19 protein-coding genes and 1 tRNA gene are annotated in these 16390 nt (G+C 43.9%); 17 read left to right on the forward strand and 3 right to left on the reverse strand.

The window, feature by feature from the left end; translation table 11 throughout:
• Position 1 precedes the first annotated feature (1 nt).
• Genes nuoH through nuoN form a run of 7 tightly spaced genes read left to right on the forward strand, consistent with a single transcriptional unit; the run spans position 2 to position 7475 of the window.
• On the forward strand, positions 2–1033 hold the full coding sequence (nuoH, locus tag IMZ28_RS01160; RefSeq protein ID WP_197548821.1) for an NADH-quinone oxidoreductase subunit NuoH: 1032 nt from the start codon (positions 2–4) through the stop codon (positions 1031–1033).
• A 9-nt stretch (positions 1034–1042) separates the two neighbouring features.
• Entirely contained in the window at positions 1043–1666 is a 624-nt protein-coding gene (gene nuoI / locus IMZ28_RS01165; protein WP_197548822.1) for an NADH-quinone oxidoreductase subunit NuoI, read from the forward strand.
• Positions 1667–1675: 9 nt separating this feature from the next.
• The gene (locus tag IMZ28_RS01170; RefSeq protein ID WP_197548823.1) at positions 1676–2239 is read left to right on the forward strand and encodes an NADH-quinone oxidoreductase subunit J; all 564 of its coding nucleotides are present in this window, start codon (positions 1676–1678) and stop codon (positions 2237–2239) included.
• Positions 2236–2538 (forward strand): NADH-quinone oxidoreductase subunit NuoK, encoded by a 303-nt coding sequence (gene nuoK, locus IMZ28_RS01175; RefSeq protein WP_197548824.1) that lies wholly within the window; start codon positions 2236–2238, stop codon positions 2536–2538. Before IMZ28_RS01170 ends, nuoK begins: the two co-directional genes overlap by 4 nt.
• 2 nt (positions 2539–2540) lie before the next feature.
• Entirely contained in the window at positions 2541–4439 is a 1899-nt protein-coding gene (gene nuoL, locus IMZ28_RS01180) for an NADH-quinone oxidoreductase subunit L (protein ID WP_197548825.1), read from the forward strand.
• Positions 4440–4449: 10 nt separating this feature from the next.
• Positions 4450–5985, forward strand: coding sequence for an NADH-quinone oxidoreductase subunit M (locus IMZ28_RS01185; protein WP_197548826.1), 1536 nt, complete (start codon positions 4450–4452; stop codon positions 5983–5985).
• Positions 5985–7475 carry an NADH-quinone oxidoreductase subunit NuoN gene (gene nuoN, locus IMZ28_RS01190; RefSeq protein WP_197548827.1) on the forward strand — a complete coding sequence of 497 codons (1491 nt, stop codon included), beginning with the start codon at positions 5985–5987 and terminating at the stop codon, positions 7473–7475. The genes IMZ28_RS01185 and nuoN overlap by 1 nt, the downstream gene beginning before the upstream one ends.
• A gap of 66 nt (positions 7476–7541) precedes the next feature.
• Here the strand turns inward: nuoN and miaA are convergent, their stop codons facing one another.
• Positions 7542–8435, reverse strand: a complete 894-nt coding sequence (gene miaA / locus IMZ28_RS01195) for a tRNA (adenosine(37)-N6)-dimethylallyltransferase MiaA (RefSeq protein WP_197548828.1) — start codon at positions 8433–8435, stop codon at positions 7542–7544.
• A 71-nt stretch (positions 8436–8506) separates the two neighbouring features.
• Here miaA and IMZ28_RS01200 point away from each other — a divergent pair, with 71 nt between their 5' ends.
• The 10 genes from IMZ28_RS01200 (at position 8507) to IMZ28_RS01245 (ending at position 15299) form a co-directional block, all read left to right on the forward strand.
• Positions 8507–9067 (forward strand): CDP-alcohol phosphatidyltransferase family protein, encoded by a 561-nt coding sequence (locus IMZ28_RS01200; protein ID WP_197548829.1) that lies wholly within the window; start codon positions 8507–8509, stop codon positions 9065–9067.
• Between the two features lie 17 nt (positions 9068–9084).
• The gene (gene mqnP / locus IMZ28_RS01205; protein ID WP_197548830.1) at positions 9085–9975 is read left to right on the forward strand and encodes a menaquinone biosynthesis prenyltransferase MqnP; all 891 of its coding nucleotides are present in this window, start codon (positions 9085–9087) and stop codon (positions 9973–9975) included.
• Complete coding sequence (locus IMZ28_RS01210; protein ID WP_232087490.1) at positions 9976–10302, forward strand: sigma-70 family RNA polymerase sigma factor; 327 nt, start codon at positions 9976–9978, stop codon at positions 10300–10302.
• On the forward strand, positions 10268–10990 hold the full coding sequence (locus IMZ28_RS01215; RefSeq protein WP_232087491.1) for a uracil-DNA glycosylase family protein: 723 nt from the start codon (positions 10268–10270) through the stop codon (positions 10988–10990). The genes IMZ28_RS01210 and IMZ28_RS01215 overlap by 35 nt, the downstream gene beginning before the upstream one ends.
• A gap of 51 nt (positions 10991–11041) precedes the next feature.
• Positions 11042–11118 (forward strand) — tRNA-Arg (locus IMZ28_RS01220).
• Positions 11119–11293: 175 nt separating this feature from the next.
• Positions 11294–12136, forward strand: coding sequence for a hypothetical protein (locus IMZ28_RS01225; protein WP_197548831.1), 843 nt, complete (start codon positions 11294–11296; stop codon positions 12134–12136).
• Positions 12137–12757: a guanylate kinase gene (gene gmk / locus IMZ28_RS01230; RefSeq protein WP_197548832.1), complete on the forward strand. Its 621-nt coding sequence runs from the start codon at positions 12137–12139 to the stop codon at positions 12755–12757.
• A gap of 81 nt (positions 12758–12838) precedes the next feature.
• Positions 12839–13063 (forward strand): twin-arginine translocase TatA/TatE family subunit, encoded by a 225-nt coding sequence (locus tag IMZ28_RS01235; RefSeq protein WP_197548833.1) that lies wholly within the window; start codon positions 12839–12841, stop codon positions 13061–13063.
• Positions 13064–13193: 130 nt separating this feature from the next.
• A complete protein-coding gene (gene argS, locus IMZ28_RS01240) occupies positions 13194–14891 on the forward strand; it encodes an arginine--tRNA ligase (protein ID WP_197548834.1) in 1698 nt (565 codons plus the stop codon).
• Positions 14892–14957: 66 nt separating this feature from the next.
• Entirely contained in the window at positions 14958–15299 is a 342-nt protein-coding gene (locus IMZ28_RS01245) for a hypothetical protein (RefSeq protein ID WP_197548835.1), read from the forward strand.
• 58 nt (positions 15300–15357) lie between these two features.
• Here IMZ28_RS01245 and rsfS read toward each other — a convergent pair whose 3' ends face one another.
• Positions 15358–15711, reverse strand: a complete 354-nt coding sequence (gene rsfS / locus IMZ28_RS01250; protein ID WP_197548836.1) for a ribosome silencing factor — start codon at positions 15709–15711, stop codon at positions 15358–15360.
• A 6-nt stretch (positions 15712–15717) separates the two neighbouring features.
• Positions 15718–16275 (reverse strand): nicotinate (nicotinamide) nucleotide adenylyltransferase, encoded by a 558-nt coding sequence (gene nadD / locus IMZ28_RS01255; RefSeq protein ID WP_197548837.1) that lies wholly within the window; start codon positions 16273–16275, stop codon positions 15718–15720.
• Between the last annotated feature and the right edge of the window lie 115 nt (positions 16276–16390).

The raw sequence follows: 16390 nt of genomic DNA on the forward strand, positions 1-16390 counted from the left end.
TATGGAAACAACACTCGCACACAATTTACCGGAAGTAACGGCAGCAGGAGTCTGGATAAAAGCTATAATTATTTTGGCTGTTATCTCTGCTATCGCGGGATTTGGTACCTTTATTGAAAGAAAGGTACTGGCATTTATGCAGCGAAGACTTGGACCGATGCACGTAGGTCCCTACGGACTCCTGCAGTTGATTGCCGATGGTATCAAACTTTTTACCAAAGAGGATATCGTACCGCAAAATGCAAATAAACTGATCTTTATGGTCGCCCCGATTATCACAGCTGCAACAGCATTTATTGCCCTTGCAGCAGTACCGGTATTCCCTGACTTTACTATCCCTGAGTGGATACCGCTTCTTGGGGGTACTTTTGTTCCGTCGATAGCGGCAGATCTTAATATTGGGATTCTTTTTGTTCTGGGAATGATGGCTGCAGGGCTTTACGGTCCTTTGCTGGCAGGTATGGCACAGGCGAACAAGTGGGGTATCATAGGTGCAGCGCGTACTGCGATCCAGTTCCTCTCTTATGAAGTAGTAACAGGATTGTCTATCCTGGCACCGATAATGCTGGTCGGATCTCTTTCTTTTGTAGACTTCAACAATGCCCAGGCAGGCGGCATCAGTAATTGGCTCATCTGGCAGCAGCCGGTAGCTTTCGTACTTTTCCTTATCGCAGGATTTGCAGAAACGAACAGAACACCGTTTGACCTGCTTGAGCATGAAGCAGAGGTTGTTTCCGGGTATGCAACAGAGTATTCTGGAATGAGATGGGGGATGTTCTTCATCGGCGAGTATGCGAACATGATCACAATCTCGATCATTGCAGCGATTGTTTTTCTTGGCGGATACAGTGCAGATGGACTGGGTTGGCTGGCCATTATCTTGAAAGTAGCCTTCTTCTTTTTCTTGATGTTATGGGTAAGAGCGGCGTGGCCGCACGTGAGACCGGATCAGTTGATGTGGCTGTGCTGGAAAGTCTTGATGCCGATAGCGGTGATCAATGTGGTCATCACCGGTATTGTGATGATGGTATAAGGAGTGAGTATGGGTTTAGAACAATTTAAAAACAGAAATGTCGGAGAGCAGAACTACGTCATGCTTGACCTTGGTCAGTCACCGACAAAAGGAATGGATAAATTCACCCAGGTCGTCAAGAGAACCTTCAAGGGGGAACTCTTTGTCGGTCTCTGGGTTACAATGAGAGAGATGATCAATGCGCTTTTTAAAGGACAGATGCATACGGTCAAGTACCCGTTCGAGAAGCTGCCTATCTCTCCGCGTTACAGAGCGATCCATGATATGCTCCGGCTGCTGGAGAGCGGACACTACAGATGTATAGGTTGTGGTCTGTGTGAGAAGATATGTATCTCCAACTGTATTACGATGGATACCCGTTATGACGAGAATCAGCGTAAAGAGGTGAGTGAATATACCATCAACTTCGGCCGCTGTATCTTCTGTGGATACTGTGCAGAAGTGTGTCCGGAGCTGGCGATCGTACATGGCCCGCGTTACGAAACAGCATCAGAGCAGAGAGCGAGTTTCTCCCTCTTTGAAGATATGCTTACGCCGATCGACAAACTTAATCTGCAGCAAGAGTACGACGGCTTTGGTGCAGTCTCGCCGAATGCGGATGAGAATATTAAGAAAACGCCGTTAGCGTATTAAGGAGAGAAGATGTATGAAGTAGTAGCCTTTTACCTATTTTCGGCTTTAACAATAGGATTGTTTCTCATTACAGTGATGAGCAAGAACGTACTTTATGCGATGACAGCATTGGCATCGGGTATGGTTCTTATTTCCGGGTTCTTCTTTATCCTTGGAGCGGATTTCCTCGGAGTGGTGCAACTGATCGTATATGTAGGTGCGGTTATGGCACTCTACTCATTTGCAATGATGTTCTTTGATGCAACAAGAGATATTAAAGAGAAAAACACACCGGCACCGCTTATCTTCCTGCTGGGGGGTGTAAGCGCATTGGTACTTGTGCTAATGTTTGCCGGACCGATCCACTCTGAAGCGATTCAGGCACTCTATCCGATGCATGAGGGTGTAGGGAATGCACAGGATGTAGGTATTGTACTCTTTACCAAGTATCTCGTACCTTTCGAAGTAGCAGCTGTAATGCTGCTTGTGGCTATGATCGCAGGGATTATCCTTGCCGGTAGGAAGATGGAACAGAGTCTTACTGAAGATCAAAGTGCAGATGATGAAATATTACAACAAAAGGATGCAAAATGATAGGTCTATCACACTACCTTATCGTATCGGCAATCCTCTTCTCAATTGGGTTGATGGGTGTGCTTAGAAGAAGAAATCTGTTGATGCTTTTCTTCGCGACAGAGGTCATGCTCAATGCAGTTAATATTGCATTTGCAGCGATCTCACACTATTACAACGATCTTACAGGTCAAATGTTTGCATTCTTTATTATTGCGATCGCAGCGAGTGAAGTGGCAGTAGGACTTGGTATATTGATTGTATTGTATAAAAAACACGGCAGTCTGGATCTTGATGATCTTGCAAGTATGAGGGGGTAAGTATGGAAGGTTTAGTATATATAGCACTCTTTGCTCCGTTTGCAAGTTCACTATTTGCAGCGCTGTTCGGAATGAGTGAAAGAAAGATTTTTGTCGGAATCGTGGCTTCAGTGCTGCTGGCAGTCTCATTCATTGCTTCTGCGATGTTGGCATTCTATGTCTACACTACAGGAGATGCAGTTCATGTTACGATGATGGACTGGATCAATGCAGGTGATCTTCGTATCCCGTTCGGCTTCGTGGTTGACCAGGTCTCTGTAACAATGATGACTGTAGTTACACTGGTTTCAACAATTGTTCACATCTACTCTATCGGGTATATGGATCATGACAAGAGTTTCAACAGATTCTTCTCCTATCTGTCAGCCTTCGTTTTCTCAATGATGGTACTTGTAATGAGTGACAACTTTGCAGGTCTGTTCATCGGCTGGGAAGGGGTTGGTGTCTGTTCATGGCTGCTTGTCGGATTCTGGTACCACAAGCCTGATCAGTCAAGAGAGGAAAACCCGTCCATCTCTCCTTCATGGGCAGCAAATGAAGCGTTCATTATGAACCGTATTGCTGACCTTGGGATGCTTATCGGGATTTTCATTATCTACTGGAATGTCGGAAGCCTTCAGTATGATGTGGTTTTTGCCGCACTTCCTAACCTTAGTGGTTCTATCCTGAATGCGGCTGCTATTGCGCTCTTTATCGGTGCGATGGGTAAATCTGCACAGTTCCCTCTGCATACATGGCTTACAGATGCAATGGAAGGTCCTACTCCGGTTTCTGCGCTGATCCACGCAGCGACAATGGTTACTGCAGGGGTCTTCCTTGTTATCCGTGCAAATCCGCTCTTTAGTATGACGCCGGAAGTAAGTTACTTTATTGCGTCATTGGGTACTTTTGTTGCTTTTTTTGCTGCATCTATGGCTTTGGTCAACAGAGATCTGAAGAGAATTATTGCATTCTCCACCCTTTCACAGCTTGGGTATATGTTCGCAGCAGCAGGCCTTGGGGCTTATTGGATCGCACTTTTTCACCTGGCAGCGCATGCCTTCTTTAAGGCACTCCTCTTCCTTGGAGCCGGTAACGTAATGCACGCAATGCATGACGAGCTTGACATCTTTAAGATGGGTGGATTGAAAAAAGTGATGAAGTGGAGTTATATCTATATGGGACTGGCTTCATTGGCACTTGCAGGTATTCCGTTCTTTGCAGGATTCTTCTCAAAAGATGCGATTATTGAAACAGCATGGAATGAGGGGACAATCGTACTATGGGCAATTCTTGTTGTAACAGCAGGAATGACAGCATTCTACAGCTTTAGACAGGTCTTCCTTACCTTCCATGGAGATGAGAGATACAAAGCCTTTGGTATCCATCCTCATGAGATGTACAAATTCGTATTGATCGCGATGTCACCGCTTGCTGTACTTGCTGTCGTAGCAGGTTTCGGAATGGGTGGCTTTGAGCACTTTGTGACCAAGCTTCTTCCGGAGTATCACATGAGCGAACATACACACCATATTGCATGGATCCTTGGCCTTGTTGTGCTTGTATTCGCTGTCGGCGGTATTGCATTGGCATATAAAAAATATGCAAACGGTCTCAAAAGAGATGAGAAGCTCGAATCAAGCTGGTATTACAAGCTTCTTGCCAACCAGTATTATATTCCAAATCTCTATGAAGAGTTCATTTCCAAACCATATGCAATGATCTCGGAGATGATGTGGAGTAAGGTCGATATGAAAATTGTTGACGCAACGGTAGACGGTATTGCAAAAATCCTCTACAAAACAGGTGATGGTTCAAGAAAAATGCAAACGGGTAACCTTTCAAACTATCTGAACTGGATGGCTGTAGGTGCAGTATTACTTTTGGTTGTCGCAGCCATCTCAGCAGCGATGTTAGGTTAAGGAGAGATAAATGGATAATATTTTAAGTGTATTAGTATTTTTCCCTGCGATCGCTGGATTGCTCGGATTTGTAGTTGATAAAGAGAGTGCAAGATCGTACGGTATCACGGTTGCTGCGATCGAGTTCCTGCTCTCTTTATGGTTGTGGTTAAGTTTTGACACCGCTAATGCAGGAATGCAGTTTGTGGAGATGATCCCGCTTATTCCTGACATGGGAGTGAACTATTACCTTGGTGTAGATGGTATTTCTCTTTTCATTATCATTATGGCAACACTGATGACACTGATCGGTATGATGAGTATGAGTGTAGAGACAAATGTAAAAAATATGATCATTACATTGCTCTTTTTGGAGATGACAATGGTCGGTGTTTTCGTAGCACTTGATGCGATCATTTTCTATCTTTTCTGGGAACTTTCACTTGTACCGATGCTTTATATCATCGGTGCATGGGGGGGACCGCTTCGTGTGTATGCATCGGTCAAGTTCTTTCTGTATACATTCATGGGATCACTTGTAATGCTTGTAGGTATGCTGTTTGTTGCCTATGTATACCATAACCTGACAGGAGTATGGAGTTTTGCGATTACAGACTGGTATGCTCTGGTGCTGCCTGTTGATTATCAGCTTTGGCTTTTTGCAGCATTCTTCCTTGGGTTTGCCATCAAGGTACCGATGTTCCCGTTCCACACCTGGTTGCCGTATGCGCACGGTCAGGCACCGACTATCGGTTCGGTTATTCTTGCTGCAGTACTCCTTAAAATGGGTACGTACGGGTTTGTAAGATTCTCGCTTCCGATGTTTCCTGATGCATCAGTATTGATGATCACACCGATCGCTGTACTTTCTATCATTATGATCATCTATACAGCAATGGTGGCTTATGCACAAAAAGATATCAAGCAGGTTATTGCATATTCATCTGTTTCTCACATGGGTATTATTATGATCGGTGTCTTTGCAATGAACAGTGAAGGTATTGGTGGTTCTGTCTTCCAGATGCTTTCCCACGGTATCGTATCTGGGGCACTCTTTATGTTGGTAGGGGTGATTTATGACAGAAGACATACAAAGCTGATGAGTGAGTTCGGTGGACTTGCATCGGTCATGCCTAAGTTTGCAGTGATCTTTGGAATTATGCTGATGGCATCAGTTGGACTGCCGCTTACAATAGGGTTTGTCGGTGAATTCCTTGTATTACTTGGATTCTATGAGATCTCTCCGGTTATGACAGTATTGGCAGGGACATCTATTATTCTGGGTGCAGTCTATATGCTCTCAGTCTTTAAAAAGAGTTTCTTTGGTCCAGTGACCAAAGAGGAGAACAGAACATTGAAAGATCTTACACCGAAAGAGACATGGTCATTGGTACCGTTGGTCGCAATCGTAATCTGGCTTGGAGTCTACCCCAAACCAATTCTTGATCCGATCAACAACTCAGTCAATGCAATGTTGGTGTTTATGGATGAGAAAGCGATTACAGCCGAGGCGAAGGATATTATCAAAGTACCGCAGTCGGTGATTAAAACAGGGGAGGTGAAGTAATGTTGGAACCAATAAAAGTAAGTTTGGAGAGTCTGAACCTCATTACCCTGGCACCGATGCTGCTTGCTATTGCAGGTGGTTTGGTTATTTTGATTCTTGACCTTGTCAATGACAAGTTGCATAAGTCGCTTTATGTAATGCTGACGATTCTTATTCTGATCGTGGATTTTGGTGCAACGGTAGGACTGAATGTCAATGAGCGTGGTTTCTTCGATGTAATGCTGATAGACGGTATCTCGATCATTTCGCAGTTATTGATCATTGTAGCATCGATTCTCTTTACACCGCTTGCATTGACATCTAAGCGTTTTCATGAGTACTCATACCCTGAGTTCTTTGCCTTGTTCCTGTTCATGGTAGCCGGATTCCAGTTTATGGTAGCAAGTGACAACCTGATCCTGATCTTCGTCGGTCTTGAGACAGCGTCACTTTCCCTCTATACTCTGATTGCCCTGCATAACAGAAGCAATTCGTATGAAGCAGCTGTGAAATACTTTACCATGGGTGCATTGGCAGCCGGTTTCTTTGCGATGGGATCTGCGGTAGTATATGCATTAACTGGTTCTATCGAACTCTACCAGGTGGCACAGATACTCTCTACACGTCTGCATGAGACAGGGATCATGATGGCTGTATTCGGCTCATCGGTACTCTTGATGGTCGCGATGGCGTTCAAGCTTTCGCTCTTCCCGTTCCATACCTGGGCACCGGATGTCTATGAAGGTGCTTCTGCGCCGTTGGCCGGTTATATGGCGATTGTACCAAAGATCGCGGCATTGGTCGTATCGGTCAGAATTTTTGGTATGTATATCGATCTTGGTGTCGAATGGGTAAGAGTAATGATTCTGGTACTTGCTGTAGTTACTATGACCCTTGCAAACCTCATGGCACTTGTACAGGAAGATGTGAAACGTATGTTGGCTTACTCATCTATATCACATGCCGGTTTCATCATGGCGGCATTGGCACTGGACACAACAGAGGGAACGACAAGTATCTTCCTCTACTATGCGCTCTTTATGTTTACCAACCTTGGTGCCTTTACAATGCTTTGGATCTCGCGCCACAAAGTGAGACGTTTCAATGCGCGTTATGACCATCCATATGAGAAGTTTGCCGGTTTGATCCATATTATGCCTATCGGTGCTGTGATCATGGCACTCTTTATGCTTTCATTGGCAGGGGTTCCTCCGTTCTCTGTCTTCTGGGGCAAGATCTATGTGATGCAGGCGGCGGTGAATGCAGGGTTTGTATGGCTTGCGATCGTGATGGGACTCAACTCAGCGATCTCTGCCTACTACTATTTGAAGCTGATCGTCTATATGTTCCTCAAGGAACCGGTGAAAGATACTGATACTGTCTACTATAACCTTTCAAGACCATTGATGGCAGTGATCGGGTTTGCTACTGTTGCAACCATTACAGCGATCTTCTATGTTCAGCCACTGGTATCTTACCTCTACTATATGATCAGTGCGAGCGGGTATTAATTTAAAGCGTTCAGCGTTTAGCGCTGAGCGTTGAAATTTGTCTCAAAACCATCTATGTAGACACACCTACAAAAGCATATTTTCCAAATCTTCCAAACTTCCCTTAATCACATTTTTAAACTGAGAATTGTTGAATGTCACTTGTCTTTTTGCAAGTCTTCCCGTATTGACCGCGATCTTTTCAATGAGCATTTTTTTGTTATAAATCCCGTCAAGATACATCAGTGTCTCTTTGATACCGATGGCTTTCATACAGTTTGGAGAACGGGTGTACTTCCTCTCCAAGGTGATGATCTCATCAATGAGCCCATCATTGAGCATTTGCTCCGTACGCAGCCATATACGCTCTCTAAGTCTCTGCCTGTCCCAGATGATCTCATAGACGGGCAGGGACTCTGTAATGACAGGTTGTGGAGGATTGTTTTCAAAATAACTGCCGGGCTTCTCGTTTGTTGCCAAATATATCTCCAGAGCCTTTTGAATGCGATAAGTGTCCCCGGTTTCGATCTTTTGCATGTATGCAGGGTCGACCTTTTTCAGCAGCCTATATACTTTGTCCGGATCTTTCATCTGTTGTGCTACATTATGCAGATGTTCTTTTGAAAGTTCAGGTCGTTTGGATATACCCTCAAGCAGCATTTTCAGATAGAAGCTTGTTCCACCTACAATAACGAGGTTTTTACCTTCATCTTGACACCTCTTTTTTACACTCTTGTAAAGGTCAATGTATGTAGTGACATCGAAAGGTTCATCCGGAAAAAGGTAGTCGATCCCATAGTGTGTGACACCCTGACGTTCTTCATGGTTTGGCTTGGCAGAGACAATATCTATCTCCTTGTAGATGGAGAGTGAGTCAAGTGAGAGAATCTGGGCATTCATTTTTTGTGCAACTTTAACAGCAAGTGATGTTTTGCCTGAAGCAGTAGGACCGATAAGTGCGAGTTGTCTGAAGTTATTCATAGTGTAATCATAACATAGAGAGTGTTAAGTGCCAAGAGGGTAAAATTGTATATTCTTATTTTGGAGCGTACATGGATCTGTTTGAGAAGGAGAACCGTTTTAATATTGCCAATCTTATTACTTTTGGGAATATTGCATGTGGTGTGGCAGCAATGTACCTGATACAGCAGAACAATTTTTTTATAGCAATTATATTTGCCTGGATCGCCGGTGCACTTGATATTGCTGATGGTAAAGTAGCACGAAAGTTTGGACTCTCTACAGAGTTCGGCATTCAGCTTGACAGTTTTGCTGACTTCCTCTCCTTTGTCGTAATGCCGGCATTTTTGCTTTTTTATGCAGTGAGGCACTATGCAATGATCAGCGGTCTGGAAGAGTTGGTACTGGGGATTGTCTTTATCTGGTATATCATTTCCGGGCTTAGACGTCTTGTGGAGTTCAATCTGAAGGTAGATGCAGGTGAAGTGGCGAAGTATTTTGAGGGGGTACCTACACCACTGGGTGCGATATTGTTGTGGTTTGTCTATCTGTTGACAGCATACGGTGTATTGGCAAGCGGATACACAGTGGCTTTGCTGGTGCTGGTGATCGCATGGTCGCTGAACAGCAAGTTAAAAATTCCACACCCATAAAAAGTGAAGGGTGAAGAGTGAAGAGTGAAGAGATAAAAGAGAATGCGTTTTTCAAAAAGCTGAATGATTTTTCGGAACTGGTGATGTTTAAGCACTCTGTGTTTTCTCTCCCGTTTATTTTTATTGCAATGCTTGTTGCCTCCTATTTGGAGAGTGGCTCAGGCTGGTTTGGCTGGAAATTGTTGTTCCTCGGTACACTGGCAGCAGTAAGTGCACGCAACTTTGCCATGGGAGTCAATCGATACCTTGACAGAGACATTGATGTGCTCAACCCACGGACAAAGAACAGACCTTCGGTGGATGGCAGGGTATCGACAACACAGATGGTCGGGTTTATATTTGCCAATGCACTCTTTTTCATTGTTGTTGCCTATTTTGTCAATGATCTTGCATTTAGGCTTTCCGTCCCGATATTGGCAGTTTTGGGTGCCTATACCCTTTTTAAGCGTTTCTCTGCCCTGGCCCATCTGATCCTGGGTATCAGCCTTGGCTTGGCACCGATCGCAGGTGTGGTGGCAGTTTCAGGTGAGATCACACTCTGGTCTGTTTATCTGGCCATCGGAGTCATGTTCTGGGTAGCAGGGTTTGATCTGCTTTATTCCCTGCAGGATATGGAGTTTGACAAAGCAAATAATCTGCACTCCATTCCCTCAAAGTTCGGTGCACAAAATACAATGTATATTGCCAGAGTTTTTCATCTGATGACTGTTGTATTCTGGTTCTGGTTCGTCAGCAGTGCAGGACTTGGGGTATGGGCACAGACTGCAGTAGTTTTTGCAGCCGTAATGCTGGGTTATGAACACTACCTTGTTAAGAAAGATTTTACAAAAATTGACAAAGCCTTTTTTACAGTGAACGGCTATCTCGGATTTGTCTTTCTGCTTTTTATCATACTGGAGGTGATGTAGATGGTATTATGGATTCTGATCGCAACGATCGTAGTGCTGCTGACAGTGCTGATGCTTTGCTGCAGCAGCAACAAAAAGCTTAAAGAAGAGAAACGTGTACTTGAAGAGATCATTGAGGCCAAAGAAAAGACCATAGAAAACCTGCAGGCCTCCCGTGTTGCAGTGAAAGATGTTATTGAGAACTTCTCCAATCATGCTGAGGTTATGATGTTGATAGAAGCAGGAGAGAGCAGGGAAGAGGTTTCCCGCAAGCTTGGAATCCCTCTTAACAAGATAGAACTTATTATCAAATTTGACAAGATCAAAAAAGAAAATGCCTCATCATAGCTGGAAAGAGATACTGGAGAGGGCATACGGGCAGCTTGATCCGGAGTATAGAATATTTTTGGAAAAAGACAACACTTTTTTTCCTACCCGTGAGAACTATCTCAATGCTTTCAGGACTTTGCCGAAAGACGAAGTGAAATATGTTCTTTTTGGACAGGATCCTTATCCCAGAAGAGAGAGTGCAGGAGGATATGCTTTCATTGATGAAAAAGTCAAAACACTTTTTTCTGACAAAGGTTTGAGCAAAGAGGTCAACCGGGCAACCAGCCTGCGTAATTTTATCAAGATGGCGCTGCTTGCAAGAGGAGACATTACTGTAGATGATACTTCACAGACAGCGATCAGCAGAATAGACAGGACAGCCCTTATAGAGTCGATTTGCCAATTGCGTATCAACTTTGAAAAGAACGGGGTACTACTGCTTAATACCTCTTTGATATTTACCGATAAAAAGAGTTCTTCCAGACATGTCAAGTCCTGGCGCCCGTTTATGCACTCTTTGTTGAATGACCTGAGGGTAAATGCACCGAAGCTGATTCTTTTTGGTACACATGCGCAGGCTCTGAAAAAGTCTTTGCCGCTGGAGAGCTTTGAGACTATAGAGGTAGAGCATCCCTACAATCATACATTTATTTGCAATGAAAAAGTACTAAATCTTTTCAGACCGATGAATCTACTTGAAAAATAAAGAAAAATTCGCTACAATTCGCTCACCAAATATCGCAGTAGACTACAAAGTGCACTCATAGCTTAGCTGGATAGAGCATCGGTTTGCGGTACCGAAGGTCACAGGTTCGAATCCTGTTGAGTGTACCACCTTTTAAATACTCACAAATCATCGCCGAACCTACGGGTGCGACTCAAATTTTACGTAAACCCCACGAATACGAGCATAACGCAAATTCAAAGAATCCTATTTTGAGATTTGGGTCAAATTTCTATCTAACCACATTTATCATATAATAGTATCAATCTATTATGGAGCTATTGTATGAATATCCTGTTGATCAATACCAATCCGGTCGTTTCCCGTCTGGTTTCACTCTGTATGCGCGATACGTCCATCACCTTTGAAGAGGTGGATCTTATTGCCGAGGTAAGCGGAACGTATTATGACATTGTTTTTGTTGATGATGCTTCCTATCATGATGAGGTGGCAGCTTTTTTAAGTGCGATCGATATTGCCAAGGTTGTTTTTCTCTCAAGCCGTGATACAGGTGAAGAGATAGGAAGTATGTTCGACACAGTGATCAAAAAACCTTTCCTGCCTTCCCAAATACAGGCAGTACTCGACAGTTTCAAGAATGAAGAAACGGACCTTCTTTCAAAAAAAGAAAATGAAGCAGAAGAGAGTTTTATCTTTCCGCTTTCTTCTGATGAAGAGATCTCAGAAGAGGAGGGAAAAATCATAAAGGAGAATGCAGAAACATCTGTAGAGGAAGAAAAGGGGAAAGCCCCCAAAGTTTTGGACAGCAGAGATATCGAGCAGATAAAGGCGCTGCTTGAAGAGGACGAAGATGAGGTGTTGCCTCTGATCGATCTTGAAGATGAGGCTGAGTATGAAGCACGCAAGGTAGAGGTGATCACGCAGAAACTCGAAGAGGACGGGCTTGAGATTGTTAGAGAAGACGAGATCATAAAAGCACTGAGCCAAAAACCTAAAAAGAAAAAAGAGAAATCAAAAAAGATCGGAAAAAAGAAGAAAAAAGAGGAAGCTTATACCTTTGAAGAAGCACTGCTTGCTGCGATAGAAGGCATGAAGCCCAAAAAGATCAAAAAACTCCTTCGCGGTGCCGAAGTGACGATCAAGATCCGTTTTAAGGATGAAGAGTAGATGGAGAGAGTAAAAAAAGGTGCTATTTTGGTACTTTCCGGACCAAGTGGCGCGGGAAAGAGTACGATTATCAATGCTGCTTCGGGAGAGATAGGAGAGTTCTATTTCTCCATCTCAACCACGACACGGAAACCCAGAGAGGGTGAAAAACACGGAAGAGAGTACTTCTTTGTAAGTAAAGAGGAGTTCGAAGAGGATATCAAGGCAGGAAATTTTCTGGAGTATGCAGAGGTACATGGAAATTATTACGGAACCTCCCTCAAACCGGTACGGGAAGCATTGAATAGCGGAAAACTGGTGATCTTCGATATCGATGTGCAGGGACACCGCCTGGTACGTGCAAAAATGAATGATATTACAACTTCCGCATTTATTACACCACCTACTCTCAAGGAGCTTGAAAAACGTTTACGTGATCGCAGTACTGACAGTGAAGAGGTGATAAAACGCCGTATTGAGAATGCCAAAGAAGAGATTCTGGCAGTAGGTGAATATGACTTTACTATCATCAATGATACTGTTGACGAAGCGGCGCGGGAGTTTGTCATAGTTGCCAAGGCAGCCCGTCTGAAACAGAGCAGAGAGGATGAAGAGGCATTTATTGCACACTGGCTGGGATAAGATTAGAGCTTCCCTTAAACTAATTTAAGTATAATTATTCAAATTTAACATTACACTCGATTTGAGTTTAAAGGATTGACTATGGGTATGCCAAGTATGCCGGAACTACTGATCGTTTTGGCGATCGTTGTACTACTGTTCGGAGCGAAGAAAATTCCAGATCTTGCAAAAGGTATGGGTAAAGGGATCAAAGATTTCAAAAAAGCGATCAAAGAAGATGATGAAGATGATGTAAAAGAGATCGCCAAAAAAGAAGAGACGAAAGTCGAAGAGAAAATCGAAGAGAAAAAGAGCGAGAACGCCTAATAAGCGTTCAGCACTCAGTACCACAAGGGCATTTCTCCCTTTGGTCGGGCATGCGTAGCGTTAAGATTACTCTACAAGTGTACCGCACTTATTATCTACAACCCCACACTATTATTTACGGAATATTTTCATGAGACTAAAAGAAGAAGTTAACAAAGTTATACAGGCAGCATTTAGCAGGGCCGGCATAGAAGAAACGCCTATTTCTGTTTCCGAAGCGACCAAACCGGAGTTCGGAGATTATCAGTTCAATGGTGCAATGGCACTGGCGAAAGTGCTGAAGAAGAATCCCAGGGAGATTGCAGGTATGATTGCTGACAGCCTTGATCTGTCAGGTATTGTCAGCAAGGCAGAGATCGCAGGTCCGGGTTTCATTAATCTCTGGCTGAATCCTGAGCGGATTGCAAGTTTTTGTGAAAAAGCAGATAAGGACAGCCGTCTTGATATAAGCAAGCGTGAAAAACCTGTTAAAGCGGTGGTGGACTATTCCGGTCCTAATATGGCAAAACAGATGCATGTGGGGCATCTGCGTTCTACGATCATCGGTGATACACTGGCAAATCTGTTGGAGTTTCTTGGAGATGAGGTGATCCGCCAGAACCATATCGGTGACTGGGGAACGCAGTTTGGGATGCTCATCGCCTACCTTGAAGAGATAGATGAAGACGGCACCACATCACTTAAAGATCTTGAACAGTTTTACAAAGATGCCAAGGGACGATTTGATGAAGATGAAAACTTTGCTAATAAAGCCAGAGAGTATGTGGTCAAGATACAAAGTGGAGACAGCCATTGTTTGAAGCTCTGGCAGAAATTCATTGATATTTCTTTGGGGCATTGTGAAGAGGTCTATGAAAAACTTGATGTCAACCTGACACGCGATGATGTACGTGCTGAGAGCTTTTACAATGAGTCACTGGCCAAAGTGATCACTGATCTTGAGAAAGTCGGTATGCTTAAAGAGAGTGACGGTGCCCAGTGTGTTTTTTTGGAAGGTGAAGATATTCCGGTGATCGTACAAAAAGGTGATGGTGGCTATCTCTATGCAACTACCGATCTTGCAGCACTCTATTACCGTGCCAATGTACTGGGGGCCAAGCGTATCTCCTATGTGGTTGATGCACGTCAGAGCGAGCATTTCAAGCAGGTTTTCCGTGTAGCTAAAGAGGCCGGTTTTGTGCCTGAAGATGTGAAGCTTGAACATATTGCATTTGGCACGATGATGGATACCAACGGCAAACCGTTCAAGACACGGGAAGGGGGGACAGTTAAACTGATAGAACTGCTTGATGAAGCAGTTACCCGTGCAAAAGAAGCAATTACCGCTAAAGATGATTATTCAGAAGAGGAACTGGAAAGGCTTGCAAAGATTGTGGGTATCGGTGCAGTCAAGTATGCCGATCTTGCGATAAACCGTGAGTCAAACTATATCTTTAACTGGGATAAGATGCTTTCGTTTGACGGTAACACCTCACTCTATATGCAGTATGCCTATGCACGTATACAGAGTATCCTGAGAAAGTACGGCAGAGAAGTGGAAGGAAAGATCATTATAAGTGATGAACTGGAGCACCGGTTGGCAGTGATGCTGCTTCGTTTTGAAGATGTATTGGAAAAAGCTGCAGAAGATGCAGCGCCAAACCAGATTACAGGTTACCTCTATGATGTGGTGACACTCTTTATGCGTTTTTATGAGAGAAACCCTATTCTGAAAGAGGGTGTAGATGAAGAGACAAGAGTATCGCGTCTGCTGCTTGCGGATCTGACTGCAAAGACCATTAAGCAGGGCCTGGCTATACTGGGTATTCAGGTGGTAGACAAGTTGTAGTGACCCTGCAGATCGGAGGTGCTGATCTGCAGTTCAGTCATTGTGGTTGAGAAAAGGAGTGATCCTGTGAAAGCACTTATCATTATTGGCATACTTGTAACATTTGGGCTTATCTTTGTGCTCTATAGTCGCAATAAAGAGATAAAGAGACTTTTGGCTGCGCTGGCCAGCTTTGCACTTATCCTCTCTTTGGGAATTATGGGAAATGTTGCAAGACCGATTATTCCGCTGTTTCTGATGCATATACTGCTGACTCTTTTTGCATGGGGAGGGCTGCTCTACTATCTGGTCAGGGGGAGGTATGTCTGGTGGGTGATCTTCTCTCCGGTTATTACGATCATTCTGTTTATACTATTGTCTCTGCTGGAGGGGTCACGCTATGAGGATACATGGGGGCAACTGTTTTAGGCAGGTCCGGCTATTGCCAGAGGATCTATAGAAGGTAGTGTCGGGTAGAGAATTCAACCTACACATCTTCTTTGTTGGATCTTTTCTGATTCTCTACCAGTTCGCTTAAAAAAGTTTCAAGTGAATAGCGTTGACGATACTCCGGGATCATGATGTGTACCAAAATATCTCCAAGGTCCGCTACAACCCATTCATCACTCGTATCTGCGTGGAGGAAAGTCTCTCCTTCTGGTTTCAGTGCCTCTTTGAGCTGTTCAAAAAGTGCCTGTGTGTGTTTTAGGTTGAGTGAGTTGGCAATGACCACACGGTCTGCAATATAGTCTGCATCATCAAGGTTGAATACTTCAATCTCTTCTGCTTTTTTCTCATCAAGTACTTTAACGATATTTTCTATTCTCTCTTCTATTGTCATTAAGGTTTATCCTTTTAATGTATTTTTGACTGAGTCTTTAATTTTACTGTCAACATGTTCAAGCTGCTTCTTTTTGCGTATACGTGTTGAACTTACAGGTGTGTCAAGTGTAAGTACTCTCCATGAATGCAGTACACTCGTATCCAGCTCATACCCCCTGCGTGTAACGATCACCCATGTGATCGTCTTGTTAAGCCATTCAAACTCATGCCATTCTGTCAATGTTGACAAATTGTCAGCACCGATGATGAGATACTTGACTTCATAGGTATCACTGAAATGTTTCACGCTCTGTGATGTTCTGATACTTTTCCCTTGCCTGATCTCGTAATCATCCACGATCACATTGGGGGTCTCATCAAAAAGCTGATGACACCAGGCAAGCCGTTGTTCTGCACTCGCCAGAGAAGATGATTTGAACGGGTTCAGGTAGGCAGGCAGCACAAGCAGCTTATCGATATCAAGACTTTCCAGTGCTTTTTGGACAATCTCCTGGTGCCCTCTGTGAGGGGGGTCGAAACTCCCTCCGAATATCGCGACTGCCGGCTTGGGTCTATTAACCAAATGCTAACCTCATTTACTGTAAAATTGCGTACTATTTAATGTGACGTTTTTGGAGCAAAGCCCAAAACAACCATACTGACGCGGGACAACTGAAACAGTTGTCCCATGCGGCTAG

The sequence above is a fragment of the Sulfurovum indicum genome, assembly GCF_014931715.1.
GTDB classification, from domain to species: domain Bacteria; phylum Campylobacterota; class Campylobacteria; order Campylobacterales; family Sulfurovaceae; genus Sulfurovum; species Sulfurovum indicum.

Excerpts from the sequence above, each read along its gene's own strand:
- nuoL (WP_197548825.1), top strand. The coding sequence starts at position 2,541 with ATGGAAGGTTTAGTATATATAGCACTCTTTGCTCCGTTTGCAAGTTCA.
- IMZ28_RS01170 (WP_197548823.1), top strand. The coding sequence starts at position 1,676 with ATGTATGAAGTAGTAGCCTTTTACCTATTTTCGGCTTTAACAATAGGA.
- gmk (WP_197548832.1), top strand. The coding sequence starts at position 12,137 with ATGGAGAGAGTAAAAAAAGGTGCTATTTTGGTACTTTCCGGACCAAGT.
- nuoH (WP_197548821.1), top strand. The coding sequence starts at position 2 with ATGGAAACAACACTCGCACACAATTTACCGGAAGTAACGGCAGCAGGA.
- IMZ28_RS01225 (WP_197548831.1), top strand. The coding sequence starts at position 11,294 with ATGAATATCCTGTTGATCAATACCAATCCGGTCGTTTCCCGTCTGGTT.
- IMZ28_RS01200 (WP_197548829.1), top strand. The coding sequence starts at position 8,507 with ATGGATCTGTTTGAGAAGGAGAACCGTTTTAATATTGCCAATCTTATT.
- rsfS (WP_197548836.1), bottom strand. The coding sequence starts at position 15,711 with ATGACAATAGAAGAGAGAATAGAAAATATCGTTAAAGTACTTGATGAG.
- IMZ28_RS01210 (WP_232087490.1), top strand. The coding sequence starts at position 9,976 with ATGGTATTATGGATTCTGATCGCAACGATCGTAGTGCTGCTGACAGTG.
- argS (WP_197548834.1), top strand. The coding sequence starts at position 13,194 with ATGAGACTAAAAGAAGAAGTTAACAAAGTTATACAGGCAGCATTTAGC.
- IMZ28_RS01235 (WP_197548833.1), top strand. The coding sequence starts at position 12,839 with ATGGGTATGCCAAGTATGCCGGAACTACTGATCGTTTTGGCGATCGTT.
- nuoK (WP_197548824.1), top strand. The coding sequence starts at position 2,236 with ATGATAGGTCTATCACACTACCTTATCGTATCGGCAATCCTCTTCTCA.
- nuoI (WP_197548822.1), top strand. The coding sequence starts at position 1,043 with ATGGGTTTAGAACAATTTAAAAACAGAAATGTCGGAGAGCAGAACTAC.
- nuoN (WP_197548827.1), top strand. The coding sequence starts at position 5,985 with ATGTTGGAACCAATAAAAGTAAGTTTGGAGAGTCTGAACCTCATTACC.
- IMZ28_RS01185 (WP_197548826.1), top strand. The coding sequence starts at position 4,450 with ATGGATAATATTTTAAGTGTATTAGTATTTTTCCCTGCGATCGCTGGA.
- miaA (WP_197548828.1), bottom strand. The coding sequence starts at position 8,435 with ATGAATAACTTCAGACAACTCGCACTTATCGGTCCTACTGCTTCAGGC.